The sequence below is a fragment of the Nocardia asteroides genome, assembly GCF_021183625.1.
Lineage (GTDB): Bacteria > Actinomycetota > Actinomycetes > Mycobacteriales > Mycobacteriaceae > Nocardia > Nocardia asteroides_A.
The window spans coordinates 41831-61205 of the sequence record NZ_CP089214.1 but is presented as its reverse complement, the minus strand read 5'-3'; the positions used below and the strand labels follow the sequence as shown (position 1 = coordinate 61205).

23 protein-coding genes and 2 pseudogenes are annotated in these 19375 nt (G+C 69.9%); 13 read left to right on the top strand and 12 right to left on the bottom strand.

The genetic code is table 11. The features are described 5' to 3' along the window. Nucleotides 1–22 precede the first annotated feature (22 nt). The 4 genes from LTT61_RS00280 (at nt 23) to LTT61_RS00265 (ending at nt 4055) form a co-directional block, all read left to right on the top strand. On the top strand, nt 23–1339 hold the full coding sequence (locus tag LTT61_RS00280; protein WP_233017884.1) for a 2-oxo acid dehydrogenase subunit E2: 1317 nt from the start codon (nt 23–25) through the stop codon (nt 1337–1339). A gap of 14 nt (nt 1340–1353) precedes the next feature. Next, complete coding sequence (locus tag LTT61_RS00275; protein ID WP_233017883.1) at nt 1354–1602, top strand: hypothetical protein; 249 nt, start codon at nt 1354–1356, stop codon at nt 1600–1602. 169 nt (nt 1603–1771) lie between these two features. Beyond that, entirely contained in the window at nt 1772–3574 is a 1803-nt protein-coding gene (locus LTT61_RS00270) for an acetolactate synthase large subunit (RefSeq protein ID WP_233017882.1), read from the top strand. Between the two features lie 67 nt (nt 3575–3641). Continuing rightward, nucleotides 3642–4055 (top strand): DoxX family protein, encoded by a 414-nt coding sequence (locus LTT61_RS00265; protein ID WP_233017881.1) that lies wholly within the window; start codon nt 3642–3644, stop codon nt 4053–4055. A 323-nt stretch (nt 4056–4378) separates the two neighbouring features. On the opposite strand, the gene LTT61_RS00260 is transcribed toward LTT61_RS00265, so the two are convergent. Further along, nucleotides 4379–5131, bottom strand: coding sequence for a TetR/AcrR family transcriptional regulator (locus LTT61_RS00260; RefSeq protein WP_233017880.1), 753 nt, complete (start codon nt 5129–5131; stop codon nt 4379–4381). Between the two features lie 88 nt (nt 5132–5219). Here LTT61_RS00260 and LTT61_RS00255 point away from each other — a divergent pair, with 88 nt between their 5' ends. Continuing rightward, nucleotides 5220–5981, top strand: a complete 762-nt coding sequence (locus tag LTT61_RS00255; protein ID WP_233017879.1) for a hypothetical protein — start codon at nt 5220–5222, stop codon at nt 5979–5981. A gap of 475 nt (nt 5982–6456) precedes the next feature. On the opposite strand, the gene LTT61_RS00250 is transcribed toward LTT61_RS00255, so the two are convergent. Both LTT61_RS00250 and LTT61_RS00245 read right to left on the bottom strand, forming a co-directional pair. Then, nucleotides 6457–6966, bottom strand: a complete 510-nt coding sequence (locus LTT61_RS00250; RefSeq protein WP_233017878.1) for an RraA family protein — start codon at nt 6964–6966, stop codon at nt 6457–6459. Beyond that, entirely contained in the window at nt 6941–7102 is a 162-nt protein-coding gene (locus LTT61_RS00245; protein WP_233017877.1) for a hypothetical protein, read from the bottom strand. Before LTT61_RS00245 ends, LTT61_RS00250 begins: the two co-directional genes overlap by 26 nt. Nucleotides 7103–7680: 578 nt before the next feature. On the opposite strand from LTT61_RS00245, the pseudogene LTT61_RS32855 reads away from it, so the two are divergent. Further along, a pseudogene (locus tag LTT61_RS32855) lies at nt 7681–7823 on the top strand (IS701 family transposase); the annotation flags it as partial. Nucleotides 7824–7971: 148 nt separating this feature from the next. Here the strand turns inward: LTT61_RS32855 and LTT61_RS00240 are convergent. Together LTT61_RS00240 and LTT61_RS00235 are read right to left on the bottom strand one after the other, a co-directional pair. After that, nucleotides 7972–8850 carry a phytanoyl-CoA dioxygenase family protein gene (locus LTT61_RS00240; RefSeq protein WP_233017876.1) on the bottom strand — a complete coding sequence of 293 codons (879 nt, stop codon included), beginning with the start codon at nt 8848–8850 and terminating at the stop codon, nt 7972–7974. Between the two features lie 72 nt (nt 8851–8922). Further along, nucleotides 8923–9951 (bottom strand): zinc-dependent alcohol dehydrogenase, encoded by a 1029-nt coding sequence (locus LTT61_RS00235; protein ID WP_233017875.1) that lies wholly within the window; start codon nt 9949–9951, stop codon nt 8923–8925. A 74-nt stretch (nt 9952–10025) separates the two neighbouring features. Here LTT61_RS00235 and LTT61_RS00230 point away from each other — a divergent pair, with 74 nt between their 5' ends. Continuing rightward, nucleotides 10026–10601: a TetR/AcrR family transcriptional regulator gene (locus LTT61_RS00230; RefSeq protein ID WP_233017874.1), complete on the top strand. Its 576-nt coding sequence runs from the start codon at nt 10026–10028 to the stop codon at nt 10599–10601. Between the two features lie 113 nt (nt 10602–10714). On the opposite strand, the gene LTT61_RS00225 is transcribed toward LTT61_RS00230, so the two are convergent. The 4 genes and pseudogenes from LTT61_RS00225 to LTT61_RS00210 form a co-directional block, all read right to left on the bottom strand. Beyond that, nucleotides 10715–10957: a hypothetical protein gene (locus LTT61_RS00225; protein ID WP_233017873.1), complete on the bottom strand. Its 243-nt coding sequence runs from the start codon at nt 10955–10957 to the stop codon at nt 10715–10717. Between the two features lie 152 nt (nt 10958–11109). Then, nucleotides 11110–11328 (bottom strand): annotated as a pseudogene (locus tag LTT61_RS00220) (transposase); the annotation flags it as partial. Continuing rightward, entirely contained in the window at nt 11328–12263 is a 936-nt protein-coding gene (locus LTT61_RS00215; RefSeq protein ID WP_233017872.1) for an enoyl-CoA hydratase/isomerase family protein, read from the bottom strand. The pseudogene LTT61_RS00220 and the gene LTT61_RS00215, both read right to left, overlap by 1 nt. A 68-nt stretch (nt 12264–12331) precedes the next feature. After that, a complete protein-coding gene (locus tag LTT61_RS00210) occupies nt 12332–13408 on the bottom strand; it encodes an alpha/beta fold hydrolase (RefSeq protein ID WP_233017871.1) in 1077 nt (358 codons plus the stop codon). Between the two features lie 76 nt (nt 13409–13484). On the opposite strand from LTT61_RS00210, the gene LTT61_RS00205 reads away from it, so the two are divergent. Then, the gene (locus LTT61_RS00205; protein WP_233017870.1) at nt 13485–14123 is read left to right on the top strand and encodes a TetR/AcrR family transcriptional regulator; all 639 of its coding nucleotides are present in this window, start codon (nt 13485–13487) and stop codon (nt 14121–14123) included. A gap of 359 nt (nt 14124–14482) precedes the next feature. Further along, nucleotides 14483–14617: a hypothetical protein gene (locus tag LTT61_RS32575; RefSeq protein ID WP_269821832.1), complete on the top strand. Its 135-nt coding sequence runs from the start codon at nt 14483–14485 to the stop codon at nt 14615–14617. Between the two features lie 252 nt (nt 14618–14869). On the opposite strand, the gene LTT61_RS00200 is transcribed toward LTT61_RS32575, so the two are convergent. Beyond that, nucleotides 14870–15031 carry a hypothetical protein gene (locus tag LTT61_RS00200; protein ID WP_233017869.1) on the bottom strand — a complete coding sequence of 54 codons (162 nt, stop codon included), beginning with the start codon at nt 15029–15031 and terminating at the stop codon, nt 14870–14872. Between the two features lie 566 nt (nt 15032–15597). Between LTT61_RS00200 and LTT61_RS00195 the strand changes: the two genes are divergently transcribed. The 4 genes from LTT61_RS00195 to LTT61_RS00180 all read left to right on the top strand — a co-directional run bounded on the left by LTT61_RS00195 (nt 15598) and on the right by LTT61_RS00180 (nt 17463). Next, a complete protein-coding gene (locus LTT61_RS00195) occupies nt 15598–15741 on the top strand; it encodes a hypothetical protein (RefSeq protein ID WP_233017868.1) in 144 nt (47 codons plus the stop codon). A 520-nt stretch (nt 15742–16261) separates the two neighbouring features. Then, on the top strand, nt 16262–16570 hold the full coding sequence (locus tag LTT61_RS00190) for a hypothetical protein (RefSeq protein ID WP_233017867.1): 309 nt from the start codon (nt 16262–16264) through the stop codon (nt 16568–16570). A gap of 63 nt (nt 16571–16633) precedes the next feature. After that, nucleotides 16634–17011 (top strand): hypothetical protein, encoded by a 378-nt coding sequence (locus LTT61_RS00185; RefSeq protein ID WP_233017866.1) that lies wholly within the window; start codon nt 16634–16636, stop codon nt 17009–17011. Then, nucleotides 17008–17463, top strand: coding sequence for a hypothetical protein (locus LTT61_RS00180; RefSeq protein ID WP_233017865.1), 456 nt, complete (start codon nt 17008–17010; stop codon nt 17461–17463). The genes LTT61_RS00185 and LTT61_RS00180 overlap by 4 nt, the downstream gene beginning before the upstream one ends. 741 nt (nt 17464–18204) lie before the next feature. Here the strand turns inward: LTT61_RS00180 and LTT61_RS00175 are convergent. Together LTT61_RS00175 and LTT61_RS00170 are read right to left on the bottom strand one after the other, a co-directional pair. Beyond that, complete coding sequence (locus LTT61_RS00175; protein WP_233017864.1) at nt 18205–18504, bottom strand: hypothetical protein; 300 nt, start codon at nt 18502–18504, stop codon at nt 18205–18207. Between the two features lie 287 nt (nt 18505–18791). Continuing rightward, nucleotides 18792–19298, bottom strand: a complete 507-nt coding sequence (locus LTT61_RS00170) for a hypothetical protein (RefSeq protein WP_233017863.1) — start codon at nt 19296–19298, stop codon at nt 18792–18794. Between the last annotated feature and the right edge of the window lie 77 nt (nt 19299–19375).

The window sequence follows — 19375 nt, the reverse complement described above, 5'->3', positions numbered from 1 at the left end:
CGACCCAGGAGCCCGCAACCCCATGACCACCGACCAGATCGCGGCCACCACCACCGTGCACATGCCCGCCCTCGGCGAGAGCATCGAGGAAGGCACCATCACCCGCTGGCTCAAAGCACCCGGCGACCGCGTCGAGGCCGAGGAACCCCTGCTGGAGGTCGCGACCGACAAGGTCGACACCGAAATCCCCGCGCCCGCCGCGGGCATCCTCGACCGGATCCTCGTCGAGGAGGACAGTGTCGTCGCGGTCGGCACCGCGCTCGCCATCATCGCGGCGGAGTCCGGGGCAGGAGCTCCGGCACCGGCGGAGACCCCGCCGCCGGCTGCTCCGGCACCGGAGCCAGCACCGGCTGCCGCGTCCGCACCTGCAGGAGCGGGGGTACCTGTCCCGGGACCGGCACCTGACCCGGAACCGGCACCTGCTCCTGCTCCCGCTCCGGCACCCACAGCGAGTCCGGCACCCGCACCCGTTCCGACCTCCGTTCCAACAGCGACATCCGCACCCGCTCCGGCAGCACCGCCTCCTGCCCCGGCGCTGGCTTCCGAGGCGCCCGCACCGACTCCCGTGGCCACACCGGCACCCGCCAGGACTCCCGCGGCCGCAGCAGCAACGCCCGCCGAACCCGGCACCAAGGTCGAGAAGCTGCCCCGGATCCGCCGGACCATCGCCGCGCGCATGGTCGAATCCCTGCAGATCTCCGCTCAGCTGACCAGCGTGCTCGAGGTCGATGTCACCGCCATCGCCACCCTGCGCGCCCAGCACAAGGACGCCTTCCTCGCCCGCACCGGCGTGAAGCTGTCGTTCCTGCCGTTCTTCGCCAAGGCGGCGGTCCAAGCCCTTGCCACCCACCGGATGCTCAACGCCTCGCTCGACCCCGAGGTCACCGAGGTCACCTACCACGGCCACGTTCATCTCGGGATGGCCGTCGACAGCGACAAGGGCCTGATGGTGCCGGTCATCCGCGATGCCGACACCCTCACCATCGCCGGTCTCGCCCAGGCGATCGCGGACAAGGCGGAGCGTGTACGTACCGGCAAGATCGGCCCGGACGAGCTGGGCGGAGGCACCTTCACCCTCACCAACACCGGAAGCCGCGGCGCGCTGTTCGACACCCCCATCATCAACCAGCCCCAGACCGGCATCCTCGGCACCGGCGCCGTGGTCGAACGCCTGGTCCCGGACCGCCGCGACGGAAACCTGACCATCAGCGCCCGCTCCATGGCCTACCTCTCGATCTCCTACGACCACCGCATCGTCGACGGCGCCGATGCCGCGCGCTACCTCACCGCCGTCAAGAACAAGCTCGAAAACGGTTTCACCGCAGACGATCTGACCTAGCGAGCGAGGAATCCATGACTCCGAACGAAGACTCGATGCTGGAATTCGCGACCCGGTGGCACCGGTTCGACGGCGGCGACGAATACATCCTCCCCACGTTCGGAGTCACCCCGCCCGTCTTCTACCAGCGCGTGCTGTGGCTGCTCAACACCCGCAAGGACCACGGCCTCGACCAGCCGCTCGCGCGGCTGGTGCGCCAGCTCTGCTACCGCAAACTCGCCCTGCACCACCCCGAGAACGACCACAGCGCGACACGACGCTGAACCGACACCCGAACCACCGAGCCCGATGCGCCACCCCTGCACCCGGGCCCCCCGTGCCGCCGGGCCGACGCCCGCACCGCACGAACCAGCAGCTCACGAAGCTCCCGCCCGCCAGTCACCGCCACCGAACCCGGACGTCCGGGAATCGGTCGACCACTGAGGTACTCCCGTGAGCCACACCCTCTCCCAGCACCGGCCCCAGGCGACGCAGACCGCGGCCGCACCTCTCGACCACGTCCTCGAAGCCGTGACCGGCGCCCAGGCTGTCGTGCGCTCGCTGGAGGAGCTGGGCGCCGAGGTGGTCTTCGGAATCCCCGGTGGGGCGATCCTTCCCGTCTACGACCCGCTGCTGGAGTCCAGGAAGGTCCGCCACATCCTGGTCCGCCACGAACAGGGCGGCGGGCACGCCGCCACCGGCTACGCCCAGGCCTCGGGCAAGGTCGGCGTGTGCATGGCGACCTCGGGGCCCGGCGCCACCAACCTGGTCACCGCCATCGCCGACGCCCAGATGGACTCGGTTCCGCTCGTGGCCATCACCGGCCAGGTGAGCAGCCGCCTGATCGGCACCGACGCCTTTCAGGAAGCCGACATCGCCGGTATCACCGCACCGATCACCAAACACACCTTCCTGGTCACCGCAGCCGACGACATCGCCCGCACCCTGGCCGAGGCCTTCCACATCGCCTCCACCGGCAGGCCCGGGGCGGTCGTCGTCGACATCCCCAAGGACATCCTGCAGTCCCGGACCGTCTTCGACTGGCCCCCCGTGCTGCGATTGCCCGGATACCGCCCCGAGAACAAACCCAGCACCACACAGCTCCGGGCGGCCGCACAGCTGATCGCCGATGCCCACCGGCCGGTGCTCTACGTCGGCGGTGGCGTCATCAAATCCGGGGCCGCACCCGAGCTGCTCGAATTCGCCGAGGCAACCGGGATCCCGGTGGTCACCACACTCATGGCACGCGGCGCCTTCCCCGACAGCCACCCCCTGCACTACGGCATGCCGGGCATGCACGGCACGGTCGCCGCCGTCGCCGCCCTGCAGAAGAGCGACCTGCTGATCGCCGTGGGCGCACGCTTCGACGACCGGGTCACCGGCGAAGCCGCCTCCTTCGCACCAGGGGCACGCGTCGTCCACATCGATATCGACCCCGCCGAGATCGGCAAGAACCGAACCGTGGACGTCCCGATCGTCAGCGACTGCAGGCAAGCCCTCACCGGCCTGCTGGCGGCGACCCCCGCCACCGGCTCCACCGACCTCGCGCCGTGGATCGAGGAACTGGATCGGATACAGGACAGCTTCCCGCTCAGCTACGCCGCCCCGGCCGGCGGCGCGCTCTCCCCCGAGTTCGTCATCGAGGCCGTCGGCCGATCGGCGGGCCCCGAGGCCGTCTACACCTCCGGCGTCGGCCAGCACCAGATGTGGGCCGCGCACTACATCCGCTACGAGCGCCCCCGCTCCTGGCTCAACTCCGGCGGCCTCGGCACGATGGGCTACGCCATCCCGGCCGCCATCGGCGCGAAACTCGCCGCCCCCGAGCGCGAGGTGTGGGCCATCGACGGCGACGGCTGCTTCCAGATGACCAACCAGGAACTGGCCACCGCCGCGATCGAGGGCATCCCGATCAAGGTGGCCCTGATCAACAACGGCAACCTCGGCATGGTCCGACAGCTCCAGGAAATCCACTACGGCGGCCGCTACTCCAGCGTCGACCTCGCCACCCACTCCCGGCGCATCCCCGACTTCGTCAAACTCTCCGAAGCGCTCGGCTGCGTCGCACTGCGCTGCGAACGCGAAGAAGACGTCGAAGCCGTCATCGCGCAGGCACGGGCGATCAACGACCGCCCGGTCGTCATCGACTTCATCGTCGGCGACGACGCGCTGGTCTGGCCGATGATCGCCGCGGGCGCCAGCAACGACCACATCATGGCGGCTCGCGGTATTCGTCCCCTCTTCACCGACGACGAATAGCCGAAACCCGGAAGTCTCCGGACAGCTCACTCGTCGCCCCTCGTACTCCCCCGAAAGGACCTCTTCGATGGATATCGTCATTCTCATCGGCCGAATTCTGTTCGCCGCCATCTTCATCGGCGGCGCGCTGGGTCACTTCACGAACACGCAGGCGATGGCCGCCTACTGCGAGAGCAGCGGACTTCGTCCCGGTCGTGTCTATGTGATCGCCAGCGGAATCTGGATGCTCGTGGCTATCGCGCTGGTCGTCCTCGGCGCGTGGGCCGATCTGGGCGCGGCGATGCTCGTGATATTCCTGCTGCCCACCGCGGTGCTCATGCACCCGTTCTGGCGGCACAGCGACGCCGAGACCCGGATGAACGAGCAGATCCAGTTCAGCAAAGACGTCTCGCTGGCCGGTGCCGCACTGTTCCTGTTCGGATTCGTCGTCGCCACCGGCGACGCACTCGGCCTCACCCTCACCGGTCCGCTGTTCGGCTGACGTCCGCCTCCCCGAAGACCTCTCGACGGGCTACATCTGGGATATCGAAGGCCTTCCTACCTCCGCACACAGCCTCTATCCCAGTACTCCACAGCTGCTCTGGGACGGAGGCGCCCCCTCGAGAGCACTCGGAGGCGCCGATGCCCAGCCGAGCCGACCCCTTGACCGCGGTCAGCCTTCTCTCCGATACCCACGCGAGTATCCAGCCGTCGCCCGTCTCGCTCCACGAGCAAGCCTCACTATTCTCACGGTCGTACTACGCGCGGTGCGCTGGCCATTCGAGGCGGCTGACCACTTGGCGGCTCTGCAGATCCAGGGGAACATCAGTTCGCGGCTACGGTGGCGCTCACGCCGTCCAGGATCAGCTCCAGGCCGGAGCGGAAATCGTCGCCGGTCGGGTCCTCGGTGGGCGGGGGCGCTTCGAAGAGGCCGGTGGCGAACAGGGCCGCAGCGTCGGGGAATCGCGCGGGGTCCAGCAACTCGGCCATCCGGCGGCCGTAGCTCTGTTCGTGCTGGAGTTGGTCGCCGCCGTCGGAGAGCCAGCCCTGCTCGAGTTGCTGGGCCAGGAGGTCGGCTTGGCGGACGTAGCCGCTGATCACGGTGAGAATGCCGAGTTTGGCGGCCGGGTCCACGCCGGTGTCGCGCAGGGCGCGCAGGCCGGCATCCAGCCAGGCGATCAGGTGCGGGCCGCGTGGGGGGCCGGAGGTCGGAAGTTGCGCGAGCCAGGGGCGGCGGCGGTACACCAACCATTGCGCTTGCGCCCAGTGCCGCAGCATCGTGCGCCAATCACCGTATGGCGGTGCGTATTGAGGGGGCAGGCCGAAGGCGAGGTCGCCCATGAGGGTGAGCAGTTCGTCCTTGGAGCCGACGTGGCGGTAGAGCGACATCGGAGTCACGTTCAGCTCGGCGGCGATCTTGGGCAGGGTAGCTCCGGCCAGGCCGTCGCGGTCGGCGAGGTCGATGGCGACGCCCACCACCCGCTCCACGTCCAGACCGGCGGGACGGCCGAGCCGGGAGCTCTTCCGGAGCCGCCACAGACGGGCGAGATCGTCGGGAAGGTCGGGGGACAAACTCACTCTCCAGTCTGACGCGCGGCCACTCGAATCAGGAGTATAACGCTTATAGAATAAGCCATATACTCCAATGGCCGACTGGAGAAACGCCATGAACAGCACCACACTTCGCAACGTCACCGGCACTGCGGGCCTGATCGGAGCCCTGCTCACACTGGCCGAGTTACCGCTCTATTTCGTCTACTCCGGCCCCCCACCGGACTCGAACGTGTTCACCCGCAGCCTGCTCGGGCTCGCCGGGCTGACATCGTTCATCGTGTTCATGTCCGGCATCCGCTACCTGGTGCGCGATCACGCGCCGAGCTACGAGTGGGCGGGCGGTCTCGCGGCGGCGGCGGGGCTGATGTGGCTGACCGCCGCGTTCGTCGCCACCGGTCTCGAGGTCGGGGCGGTGATCCAGGTCGCCGAACCGATCGACCCGACCATCACGGTGAGCGGCACCTACATCCTCTACGGCTCGATCTCGAAGCTGCTGATGGCCCTGTTCCTGTTCGCATTCGGCGTCGGCATGTCCAAGGCACGGCTGCTACCGAGCTGGACAGCGCGGTCGGCCTATGTCCTGGCCGTGTTGCAACTGGCGTTCGTGCCGTCGATGTACTTCGGCAACGATCCGGTCGACTTCTACGCCGCCAACGGGTGGGGCACCACCGCCACCCTGGGCGGATTGATGATGCTGTGGCTGCTGGCCATCAGCGTCAGCATGCTACGCGTGCCCGGCGCGGAGCTATCGAATCCCGATCCGGAGCCGCAAACCATCCGGGCCGGTGAGGTTCAAAGCCTACGAGATCGTGCCGCTCAGGTCGATCCCCGACATCCCGGGCAGGAGAGCGAACAACGACCCGGACACGGGTAGCAGCGGCCGCAGGTCCGGGCCGAGTGGCCTGGCCTCCGGTGGATGGCTGCTTGGTCGATGGACGAGGCCAGCACGCCCGGCCGATACCGTACCGACACGCCAGCACCGATCCGCGAACGGCTCACAAATGCCGATCATTCGCGCCGGCGAGGAGCTCGACCGCCTCCCCGCCGGACAGCGCCGCCGCGAGCTCAAGGCCCACCAGCAACACATCGAATACGACCTGCGAACACGATCAGGACGAGCACACACCGAACCTGACTCGGATCAGACACCCGCTCAACGGGATACAGGCATCGGCCCTGACCTCCGACTCGTCGCCCTCGAAACGACAGCGTGAGGTTCCGACTTGTGTGTTCGGTAGCGGTTTCGTGGTCGGGGTAGCTCCCCGTAGCGTGCTGCAGCACTCGGTCCATCGAGGATCAGCTGCCGCACGCAGGGTTCCTTCGGCGGGAGCTCGATCGAACAGACGCGGTCAGAACGGGTCGATGGCGAGGGCACTGCGGCGGCCGCTGCGCATCGCGGCGACGTGATCGACCAGGCTGGACATGTCCAGCAGCGAGCGCCCCTGGTTGATTCGATCACGAAGGGCGGCATCGGTCCGCGCGATCTCCTGTGCGGGTTCCACGCAGGCGTCCAGCCGTGCTTGCGGGGCGGACACGATGCCATCGTGATCGGCCAGGACGATGGCACCGGGGGTGATCGGCACGCCACCGAGCAGGATCGGTGCGCCGACGTCGGGGGCGACGTCGGAACGACCGACGTTCGGTACCGCGCCGCGCGCCCAGACCGGGAACCGGGGCGGCAGATCCCGGCTGTCCCGGATGAAGCCGTCGACGATGATTCCGGCCAGTCCCCGCCGGTAAGCCTCGGCGCTGAGCACATCGCCCAAAGCCGCCAGGCGCGAGCCATTGGTCTGCACCACGATCACATCGCCCGGCGCCGCCTGGGTGATCGCCCTACAACGTCGAGAGGAACTCGCCATCGGCGATCACCGCGTACGCCGGGCCGCACAACCGGGGATTGGATGTCATCGGCCGGATGGCGGCGTCGACGACCAGTAGCGAATCGTCCACATCACACAGGGTCGCGACCGGCACCTCGGAGAAGGCGTACTTCATCTGTTGCACCTACTGCGGGGTCAGTCGCTCACATCAGTGACCTGCCCCACCCTCGTGATTTCCAGGCGCGGCGGCGAGCCAGCAGCGGCACGGGTTGTTGCCCGAGGCCCGCCACGCCGACACGACACCGCGGCTTGGTGCCGGCCTTCGCGTGCCTGGCGCGGGCGCGGCCGGACGAGTGAGCAGCGTGGCAGCCGTGCGCGGGCTTCCCGCCGCAGCTGTGGATCCACCTCAACCATCTGCCGCACATCGGCCTCACACTGGGGCACCGAGGCGCGAGCGCGTCGAGTCCGGGCAGCCCGGCGGCCGCAGTGATCGACTCGACCACGCCCCCGGTCACGGGGAGCTGATTCGCGACGTAGACCGACCGCGCGCGGGCGAGGGCCGCGGGCCGGGCTCCACGCGGCTCCGGCAGCACCGACGATCTCGTACTACCTGCCCAGCCGGGACGCCGATCGTCTCGATGCTCTGCTCGCCGTCACGCGCGAGCAGTGCACGCCGCGCTGCCCCGTGCCTCCCGCGAGGCGCCGGCGCTGTCCTGGCATCGCGGCAGCCACAAGACGCCCGGCGACCCGGGCCCCGACGCGAGCCTGCCCGAGTGCTGGCTGCTGGCCGAATGGCCCACCGGACCACCCGAACCGCCCGACTACTGGCTGTCGATCCTGCCGCCTCGGTCCCGCTGTGGAACCTGGTCCCGCCGGCCAAGATTCGCTGGCGAATCCGAACTCGCGCCCGGTCGTAATCGCGGGGCCCGTGCGCGCCCGCGCCGGCGGAGATGGGCTGCCGGGCCCGCGCCGGCAGCGCGGCCACGAGTTCATCAGCGCGGGCCTGGCCGAGCCCGGTGGTGTCGCAGGTGTCGTTGCTGCGGGCTACTCGGGGATGTCGAGGACCCGCTTGGGGTGCATGCCGTCGACCATGCCGAGGAAGGGCGGGTGGATGCTGTAGCCGATCATGCGTCGGATGTTCTCCGATACCGTGCGCGCCGTGGCCGGGGGTGTCGAGAGGGTGAACGCCTCCTGGGGCCGCAGCCAGGGTTGGCAGTATTGGGCGGTGACGGCGAGGCGTCTCCGGTCGGCGGTGTGGTTGGCGCCGCCGCCGTGCCACAGGGTGCCGAGGAAGAAGACGACCGAACCGGCGGGCATCGCGATACTGACGTGCTCGTCGCTGTCGGTGGGCCTGCGGGCGTCGTCCCAGCGGTGGCTGCCGGGGATGACCACGGTGGCACCGTTGTCGGCGGTGAAGTCGGTGATCGCCCAGATGGTCGCAGCGCTCAACGCGGCCCTCGGGCGGGGGACCGGATACATGCCGTCGTCGAAATGCGGGAGTTGCCGGTTCGCACCGGGGCCTATCCGGATGGCCTGCAGCTGGGAGAGCAGATAGTTGGGCATCAGCAGGCGATCGAGCAGCGCGAGCACGCGGGGGTGCTCCACGAGGTGATCGCATACCCGGGTCTTGGCGAGCAGACTGTAGGCGCGCTGGGTGTGCCTGCCCTCGAAATCGTTTCGGCCGACCGGACCGAGCAGGGCGGGCAGCGTAGCGGCGAGATCGGCACCGAGCTGTGGCGGGAGGAGCCGCTCGATGACGAGGTAGCCGTCGCGCTCGAGTGCGGCCGAATCGGCGTCGACCAGCGTCGACGGAACGACATCGGTGGCGGCCGCTGTCGAACGGTATCGGCCGGCGAGGTCGCCGAAGAGGTCCTCGGCCTGCTCCACGCGGCCCGTCGAGTGTGCCGAGTTGTCATGAGACATGCGTTTCCCTCACTGGCCATCGGATGTCTGGGATTCGGCCGGAATCGACATGGACGAGCACCGGACCCTTGTTCAGAGCCGGGTGAACACGGTTTTTCCTGTCATCGCCGCCCATTCCCGGGGTGCGTCGTCCCACGCCACTACTCGATCGGTCACTATCGCGGGATCGACGCCGCCGGCGAGCAGGTCGAGGATTTCGGGGATGACCGCGCGGGCGTTCACCCGCCCGGTGACGAAGCGGACGCCGCGGGTGTACATCGGCAACAGGGGCATCTCGATCGAGCCCTGGAAGTAGATGCCGGTGTCGGTGCACACCCCGTCGGGCCAGGTGGCCCGCAGGGTCGCGGACAGCAGTTTCGGGCTCATCGAGGTGTTCACGGTGACCGGGTACGGCGACCAGGCGCGGTCGGGCCCGGTGCGGTCGTGCACGGTGGCACCGAGGCGCTCCGCGATGGCCAGCCTGCCCGGGTCGGTGTCCACGTAGTCGACGTGGGCACCGAGAGCCGTGGCCAGCGCGCTGGTGTAGAGCCCGATCGAGAGCCCGCCCACGACCAGCACGCGGCGGTCGGCCGCATCGAGGGCGGCCAGTTCGTTGCGGTAGGGCCCGACCCCGCGCCACCCGTCGGGGATGTTGTCCGACAGCGACGCCACCGCCACCGGATCCACGGACTCCGGCAGCGAGACCAACATGGCGTCGGCGAACGGGACGAGCACCAGATCGGCGAGGAAGCCGCCGCCGTCCATGCCCGAGACCGGCGCCATCCCGTAGGTCGCCATCAACGGCAGTGCGGCGCACGAGCCGGTGACCCCGCGACGGCACGGCGCGCACTCCCCGCAGTTGATCTGGAACGGCACCACCACCCGGTCCCCGACCCGCACAGCGGTGACCTGATCGCCGACGGCGATCACCTCGGCCACGCCCTCGTGGCCGACGGCGTGCCCGGGCGGCACCGGCAGCACGCCCTGGACCACGCCCACGTCCAGGTCGCAGCAGGCGACCACCAGCGGCCGCACCAGAGCTTGGCGCGGGTCGCTGATCACGGGGTCGGCGGTGTGCTGCCAGCGGTACCGTCCGACGTCTTCGAAAACCAAGTGCTGCACGGGTGAGCCCTTCTTGAGTGGTCGTTCAAGTATTGTTGAACGATCTTTCCACTATCGCAAGTAGGATTTGAGCCGTGCCCCGACCCGACCGCAGCCGCGCCGCCCTGCTCGAGGTCGCGGGACAGCTGTTTCGCAGGCAGGGGTATGCGGCCACCGGTGTCAACCAGATCCTGGAGGTCGCCGGAGTCCGGGCCGGCTCGCTGTACCACCACTTTCCCGAGGGGAAGGCCGAATTGGCGGCGGCCGTCGTGGACACGGCCGGTGCGGGGATCGGTGCGCTGCTGCGCAAGCTACTGGCCGGCGACGCCCCGGCCGCCGACATCATGGACCGCTGGGTGGATGTGATGGCCGCCGGTCTCGCGGCCGACGAGCGTGACGGTTGCCCGATCGAACCGATCGCCACCGAATCGGTGACCGCGAGCCCCCTCGTGCGGGCAGCGTCGGCACGGGCCTTCGCCGACTGGATCGGTGCGCTCGCCGACCGGTTGCGCGCCGACGGCTGGCCCGACGAACAAGCCGAACAGGCCGCCTGCGCGATTGTCTCGTTGATCGAGGGCGCCCTGCTGATGTCCCGGGTCGCCGGAGAACCCGGCGCGCTGCACAGCGCCAAAGCCGCGGCCCGCACACTCCTGGACCGTGGCCAGGAATAGGGATGCGGGACAGCGATGACACGTCCACGCCGCGGTAGCGAGTCTCGACGCCGCGACCGGGACACCGAGCCACTGTCCGCCGTGCCGGGCGGCCACGCCGTCACCACGTCGGCCTAGCCGATCGCGATCGACGACGCGCTGACCACGACGACCTGCGCGATGACTTCATCGCCGAGAGCCTGACCGCCCGCAATGGGCAGTCGGCCCTGCGAAACCGCGAGGTCGAGGTCGAAGTCGAGGTCACAGCATGCCAACACAACCGGACGGACAAGAACCTGATCAGCTGAGGCGAGTTCCGGTTCGGGAACCTCCACCCACCTGCAGCGGTCGGGTCCATCGAAGATCAGTTGCCGCACACACGGTTCCTTGCGGCTGGAGCTCGATCGAACAGACGGGGGTCATGTCGGGTTGATGGTGAGGGCACTGTGGCGGCCGCTGCGCATCGCGGCGACGTGGGTCAAGTCCAAAGGCGTGGTGTAGCGGGATGGTCACCGCGTGATCGGTGTGGTCAGGCGGTCAGGGCTGCGGGGTTGTCCTCCTGTCCGGTGAGGTCGATGAGGTCGCGGGAACGGGTCAGGACGTCGAGGCCGAGGTAGCGACGTCTCTCGATCCACTCGTCGTGTTGCTCGGCCAGGACCGCGCCGACCAGACGGATGATCGAGGCCCGGTCGGGAAAGATCCCGACCACGTCGGTGCGTCGCCGGATCTCCTTGTTCAACCGCTCCTTCAGGTGAAGTCGTGGGCGGTGCCCTCCAGCCACGGCGTGAACGATTCCGGCGTCATCGGTTCGCCGGCGGTGTCGAGTGCGTCGAGGTGGTCCAGGTAGGCGCGCATCGCTGCGCGGGCCGCCTTCGTCGAGCCTGCCGCGAGGAACTCGGCACGCTCGGCGTGTAACCCTTTCGCCAGCGCCGGGTCGCCGTTGACTGCCCGTTTGATCGCGCCGACTGCCTCGGGGGAGCGGCGTGCCAGGCGGGTCGCGGTTTCCATTGCCTCGCGTGCCAGTTCGTGCGGCGGGACGACCCGATGGACGTAGCCGAGGGCGAGTGCCTCGTCGGGGTAGACGGGGCGGCCTTCGAGCATCAGCTCCAATGCCCTGGCATGCCCGACTGCCCGCGGTAGCCGCTGGGTGCCTCCGCCGCCGGGAATGATGCCGACGCAGATCTCGGGCTGGCCCAGCTCGAATTCGCCGTCGGCCATGATCCGGATGTCGCAGGCGAGGGCGAGTTCGGAGCCGCCGCCCATCGCGCGTCCGTTGATCGCTGCGACGACGACTTTGTCGAGACTCTGGATGAGGCTGCACGTTTGGTGATAGCGGAGCAGCGACGACACTCCGGCGGCCGGTGTCTTGCCCGACGCTACCCGCCCGCCCGGCACCGCTTCCATCGCCGACTGTGCACGCAGCAGCCCACCGGCGACTTTGCGCGGAACAGTGAGCGGGGCGGCCTCGACCCCCGCGAGAATTTCGCCGACGTCGTAATGCGAGACGAACACTCCCTCGACCGCGCTGGTCAGGATGACCGCGCCGACCGACCGATCACCCCGCAACGAGGCGAACAGCGCGTGCAGCTCGTCCATGACGGCGCCGGTCAGGAAGTTGTGCGGCGGGTTGTCCATCTTGACGAGCAGAACTCGACCTGTGTGCTCGACGTGCAGGGCTGGCATCGGTGCTCCTTGGGCTTCGTGTCTTTCGGAGCATAGGTGTTGTCGCAGTTCACCCGGCGGTGGCTCGTTCAGGCGGTTCTGCTCGCTCGGTTGGCCAGTCGCTTGACCACGGCCAGCGGATCCCGGTCCTCGGGGTCACTGGCGGTCCCTGGCACGAGTCCGGTCCGGGCCTCGGCATCCAGGGCGTGATTCAGTCCCCCTGTGGCGTGCATGTCGGACAGCATCGCGCCCTCGACCGCAGGGCCTCCGGGCGGCGGCCCGGAATCTACGGTGAGGTGGTCGCGCAGGAAGCCGATCTGGTCTTGGACGATCCGCTCGACGATCGGTGGGTGGTAGACCCCGAAGTGGTCGGTGTCGTAGTGCTTCACCACCGCCTGCGGCACGGCCGCCGCGACCGTCTCGGCGAGGGCCGGGTCGATGAGGTTCTCCCGGTCGCAGGCGCACACCAGGAGCGGACAGCGCACGCGGTCCGCCCGGCCCGCCGGGTGATAGAAGAGCATGTCCAGCCCGGATGCGGCGGTTATCCGGTTGTCGAAAAGGTAGCTTTCCGGGGTCACCGACCGCCATCCCGCCAGGGCGCCGGGCCGGTTCACGAAAGCTCGCTCGCCGGGTTCGCCGACCAGGGCGACGTAGCGGCGAGGCAGCCGCAGCGCGGCGCGAACCAGGTCCGAGACGATCGGGCCGGTGAACCGGACAAGGTGCCGCGGGCCTGCGGCCGCCACCACGGCCCGGCCGCTGAATACCGGGCACTGCACCACAGCGGCCGCGATCCCGGGATGTCTGCCCGCCGCGGCGAGCACATGGCTCGCTCCGAACGAGGTCCCCCACAGCGCGATCCGGCCCGGGTCGAGTTCGGGGTGCTCGCGAACGAAGGCCAGCGCGGCGTCGAGGTCGGCGGCGTAGCGCCTGCTGCTCACCAGCTGGCGCGGTAGGCCGCCGGATTCACCGAGGTGCCGGAAGTCGAAGGACAGCACGGCGATTCCCGCGTCGCTGAACCACCGCTCGTACTGGTTCAACATCATCTCGTGGGTCGCGCCGCCGCCGTGCACGAGCACGACGACCGGGTGCGGGCCCTGGCGTTGCGGCAGTGTCAGCCAGGCCGCGCAGTGCTCGCGGCCGGACGGGAAGGTGGTGCGGACGGTCATGGGAACTCCGATTGAGTACGTTGTACGTGAACACGTCGTAGTTAATCACGTACCTTGTACGTAAACAAGGAGGACCATGCCCGCACCCCGGAAATTCACCCGCGAACAGCTGCGCACCGCCGCGCTCGCACTGGTCGATCGACACGGTCTGGCCGGGCTGACCATGCGCAGCCTCGCGGCCGAGATCGGCACCGGCGCCATGACGATCTACAACTACGTCGACGGCAGGGACGGGCTCGAACAACTCGTCACCGAGGCGGTGCTGGCCGAGGCGTCCTGGGAATGCCCGAACACCGGCGACTGGCGTGCGGACCTCCGATCGGTCGCCACGCGGATGTGGCGTGCGATACGCGCCCACCCGCACGCCATCCCGCTGATCCTCACCCGGCGCAGCGTCGATATCGCGACCCTGCTGCCCGCCGAGGCGCTGCTCCGTGCGCTCGCCCGCAGCGGGCGCACCGGCACCGAACTGCTGGTCGCCTTCCGCACCGTGTCGGGCTATGTGACCGGATTCGCCCAAGCCGAACTGGCCGGCCCGCTGTCCCTCGACCGGAACGACAGCCCGGACGCGATCACCGCGCGGATGGCGGCGCTGCCCGCCGAGCAGTTCCCAGGGCTCATCGAGATCGCGCACGCGGCACGCACCAGCGATCCCGAATCCGAGTTCACCGCCGGAATGGAGATCCTCCTCGCCGGACTGGGCGCGCAGCGGTGACAGCCTGGGGCGCCGGTGCCGCGGCGGCCGGTAGGGCCACGAACAGTAGGACGGTGCGCCAGGCCGCCTGCGACCCGCACCGGGGCGGGCACGCGGTGACGGCGCATTTCTCCTGGCCACGCCTGCCCGGGTAGCGCGCCGCCGTGCCGGGGCGGCGCACCGCGGCCATCCGCCGCGCCATCACCGGCAGCGCCCATTCACCGCGAACCTCGGATCGCACCGCGCGGTAGCCGCGCCCGGAGCGGTCCCGCCCTGGGGGCGAGATTTACGGCCCGTCGGCCGGGTAGACCGGCCGTATCGTCCGGGCGCCCGTGCGGCCTGACCTGGTGGTGCGAGGGCTCGGACGGGGGCGTCCTCGGGTGCCGTCCAGCACAGTGGCCGCCCGCATCGGGGTCTCCCAGATGCAGGTCTCCCGGATCCTGACCCGCGTGCTCGCCGGGCTGCGCGAACGAGCCCTCGCCGAACCTGAAACCGAGGCACTCACCGCCGCCTGACCCCGACGCCCGACCACAGCAGCACGATGGCCGAGAGCCTCGGCCGGAGTGTGTGCGGGCGCGGGGGTCTGGGCACCCGCACACGAGCGACGCCGCGCGCTGGTCCGGGTGAGCGAACCGTGTGCGCCACGGCGGCGCCCCGTCCTAACCGGTATCCGATCGGCGGGCCCGGCCCGCTCACTCGCCCGGGACGCCGGGGCGAGAGCCTACCCAGCCCGCCGCCCGCAGCGCGAGATTCCGCGCCGTGGCTGGCTACTCGTAGTCGTAGTCGTAGTCGTCGTAGCCGGGGTCGTCGCGGTCCGCGGCCGCGGCGGCGCGGTCGTCGAAGCCGGACTGCGCGGTCACCGAGCCGGGATCACGCTCGGCGGCCTCGCCGATGCGCTCGGCGGCTTCGTGGTCCATGGGAGTGCTCATCGGGCTCACAACCTCTCCATCGAAGGGTGCGGCCGGCGCCCGCCAGACACTCGGGAACCTGCCGCGACAACGGGGTCACCAGCTCCAAGCGATCACTGCAACTTGCAGCCCCAATCCTCGCGCGCACCCACTCCCCGCACCACCGTTTCCACCGCATTCCCCGGTCACCGCCCGGCCCACGGCCCCGGAGTGAGGGGTGGACCGGCCGAGCACCGGCACCTTCCGGTCCCACCGGCTGACGATACGACCCACCGTGCTCGGTAGCGTCGGCCCGTTCGAGCCACCGAGGAGGAGGGGCGAGCGGATGCGTTACGAGATCGGCGAAGGGGTGCTGGCCTGGCCCGCGGTCGAGCGCCGCACCAACCGTTACGGCGCGGTGGCGCTGTACACCGGCCCCGATCACACCGAACCCGTCGAACCGGCCACGCTCGCCGAGGCCGGGCAGTGCGGGCGCCTGGTCGCGGTCGTGCTCGACCACCCGCGACTCCCCGCACATCGGCGACACCGAGCGCGGGATCGCCACCGCGACCCCGGCCCGCAGGGAGGAGATCGAGCTCGGGCACGGGATGCTGCTGCCCGGCCGCCTCGACTCCGGGGCGCCGACGGTGCGCTTGGAGCCCGAGGACGGCCGCGAGCACGACTGGATGGACCCGGTCGCGCTCTACCGCTGCCACCACCAGACCGTGCGCCTGGAACTGCGCACCGACTGACCCGCCCGGCCCCGGCCCAGCGGCGCAGCTCGCGCAGCATCAGACTACGGATCAGAAGCTCAGGAGCCCGCCGCTCCGGACCGGGCGGGTTGTGCGGGCGCGGTGGTGCGGCGCCCGCACAACAGCGGCGCCGCCGCAGCGGGAGGGGGATGTCCCGTTCGGGTGAGCGACACGGGGAGTCGCCGCGACGGCGCCGGCCGGTGATTTCCGATCAGCGCGGCCGGGGCTTGTCGGCACCCGGCCGCGCCGTTTCGGAGCGTAGCGGCGCGCGGGTGCCTGTCGGGGCTGAGGACAGGGCGATGTCAGCCGATGCCCGCGGGGTGCGAACGCTCGCAGGGTTCGGTGCTACGACGGCTAGTAAGGTGGGTTGCTTCGCCTTCGTGCGGAGTCCTTTCGGAGCGTTGAGTGATGAACGATCACGTCCAGATGCGGCCGCCCGACTATCACCGTTGCCTGGAGACGGTGTTCCGCTCGCCGCTCGCCGGTGGCCTGTCGCACGTTGCTGCAGCAGTTGTCGGAGATGACCGAGGACGAGATCAGTTACCGGTGGTCACCGTGGCGCGGGCAGCAGCCGCCGCCGCACGGCCCGCAGGTTCAGGAGCAGGTCCCGGCCGAGGTGCGGCTGGCGATGGCCGATGCCCTCCTCAGCGACTACCAGGACCTCATAGCGCGCCAGCGCAGCGATCTCGCTGGGGTGCTGAAGATCCCGGTGGGACAGTACAGCTTCGTCGAGCTCATCGAGGCCGTGCGGCAGATCCTGGCGCGGCAGCGGGACCGGATCACCGAACTCGAAGCCATGCTCGGGCCCGAGCCGGAGGGCCGCGGTTGAACGGCGGGCGGTAGCTCCGTGTCACAGGGGGGCGCTGCTCGCGCGCCGCTGGAGAATGGGGCGGTGTACGGACACGGCAAGGAGCTGAAGGCGGCATTCGAGGAGTTCGCGCGGGTGCTGCCGGTCACCGAGGAGCTCGCGGCCGCGGCCGAGGCGGTGCTGGCCGCGGTCATCGCCGACCTGGACCAGACTCAGGCCGAGGTCGAGCGGCTCGGTGCCCTCGACGGCGGGCACGACGTCGAGCAAGCGATGGCTTTCCGCCGGGGCGCGGTCGAGGCATTGTCGGCCGAGCGCAGCCGGTGGCACCGGATCGTGAACACGCTGCGGCAGGTGCCCGAGCCCGGATATGACCCGGCGGCGGGGTGGGCGTACTTCGAGGGGCAGAAGCCGGACTGGATCCCCGACCCGGATCCCGGGACCGCCGCGAACGAGGGCCGGTGACCGCCCGTCGGCTTGCCGCGCTGGGGGCCGCGCTCGCTGCGGTAGCGATCGCCACCGGCTACGCCGGGCCCGGCCCGAGCACACCGCCGTCGGTGCCGGTGTCGACTCCCGCGGTGGCGGCGGTTCCCTCGACCGCCGAACTCGACGCATTGCTGGCGCACGCGCTGAGCCCGACCCCGGAGCAGCGCCGCGGGGCGATCGAGGGCGACGGCACCGAGTACGAGCTGATCGACCGGCACCCGAAAGCGCCGGTCTTCGTCCACACCGTGGTCGCGGTCCGGCCCGAGAACGCCTCCCGGGTGTGGGCTCAGGTGCAGACCACCGTCGACGGCGCCGCGCTCCCCGACCTCGGGGAGGTCCCGTTCGTCCTCGAGGGGGCGTCCTGGAAGGTTCGGCGGGCCTTGATGTGCACCATGATGACTACGCAGGACCGCCCCTCGCCGCACTGCTGAACCACCAGGTACTCCCGCCGAAAGGCGAGCAGGGTCCCCCCTTTCCTCCGGAGCGCGGCCACTCACCGCCGCGACTCGCGCCCACCACCGCCCGCGCGTCAGGTGCTCCCGGCAGGAGCGGCATTGCCGCTGTCCGAGCGCCACAGGAAGCCGTTCGTACCCAGGGCGCTGAAACAGCGGAATTGTGCGCGGGCCGGGTGAATTCGGTGCTGCGCCGCCGACCGTCCCACCGGCGAGCCGGTATTCGCGCGTCGCGCCACCGCCCCGGAGAGGGTGCCGCTGGCGGGCGAATGGTCCCGGCTCGGGCGGGGTGGTCCGAGCCGAGACCGGCTCCGCGACGGGGTAATCGCGGTGTCGCCCAGCTCGAGCGGGCGGCACGATCAGTATGGCACCAGCAAACCTCCCGCCACCCCGATTTCACCGGCATCGATCCCGCTCCGGCATCCGTCGGTGCGCGGCTACTGCCGGACTTACGCGCTGCGCTGCGGCTGCGGGCCCGTGAGTGGAATCCTGTCCTGTGCTGGCCTGGGCACGGTGAACTGACGGTGTGACATCGGTGCCGCAGCTGGGGCCTGCTGCGCTGGTATCCGCGCGGCAGCACCACAGCACGGTCCCGGTACAGCAACTGCCGCGCCACGTCCCGCCGCGACAGGCTGTGACCACAGCCCCGGACGCCGAGTAAGCGCTGGCCGGTGTCGTGGCCGCCGTGGCCGGGATCGTTGTGGGGTCGCGGATGTCCGGTCAGTCGGGCGCGAAGCCGTTGAGTTCGAAGCCGATGACCAGTGCGCTCAGCGCTGCGCCCAGCAGAGTCGCGGTCAGGGCGTAGCCCAGTGCGACGCGTCGAGTGCGGGGGAACAGGGCCAGGATCGCCGCGGGAGCCACCAGCGCGGTGAGGGCGGCGATCCAGGTGATCCAGTAGGACGTCGCGATGTGGGGTGGACGGTTACGTAGACGCCTGGGCCTGGCGTTTATCTCCGGGACGTGGAGTGCTTGACGCGCGGCGAAGGTGGCGGGAAGGAAAACCATCAGGCTCACCAGCACCGCCAGGCCGATACCCCAGCCCGCGCTCCATCGTGGCCGGGGTGCGAGTCGGGGTCGGTTCATCCCCGGGTACCTCTCCTGGCGTCGCGGCGCTGCGGTCTCGGTCGAGCGAGGGACGCGCGGGGTCGGCCCCGCTCATGACTCCCCTGCGCCGCAGCGTCGACGGTCGTGGACCTCCGCAGGCGGGAACATCCTCGCAGTCTGCGCCCAGCTCTCCGTGTCGCTGGGGGCAGGCCTCATGGCCACCGAAGATCTCGACGCCTTCGGCGCGGCACTCTGCTTTTTCGTCAGTACGCTCCCGGTCCGCCCTGCGGTGGACCGGATCCGGGCTGCGGCTGACCGAACTGCTGCTGCGGCTGACCGAACTGTTGCTGCGGCTGGCCGTAGGGCGCAGCGGACGGACCCGGCTGACCGAAAGGCTGCCCGGGAGCACCGTATTGACCGAACGGCTGCACCGCAGTCCCCGTCTGCTGCCCGAACGGTGCGGGCTGGAATCCGGATATGGGGTTCGGAGTATGCGGATTCGCTGCTGTCTTGCCGATGAGCAGCCCGACCAAGACCATGATCAAGCCAACGGTCGACAGCGTGCCGGACACGAAGAAGTACCCCTCGACAATGGTACGGACGTCGAAGTCGATCCAGTGGAACCCCAGCGCCACCTGCATCGCCTGCGCGATGGCCAGCAACACCATCCCGATGACCGCGACCGCCGTCGCGGGCCCGCCCCGGCGCCGGGTGGTCATGACCGCTGCCACCGCGACGACGATCAGCGCGATGAGTCCGATGATGTTCAAGGCCTGCGAGTAGATCGGAGTCGTTATCCACACCGGCTCACCTAATCACAGATCAGGCACCACATCCCTCGATCCAC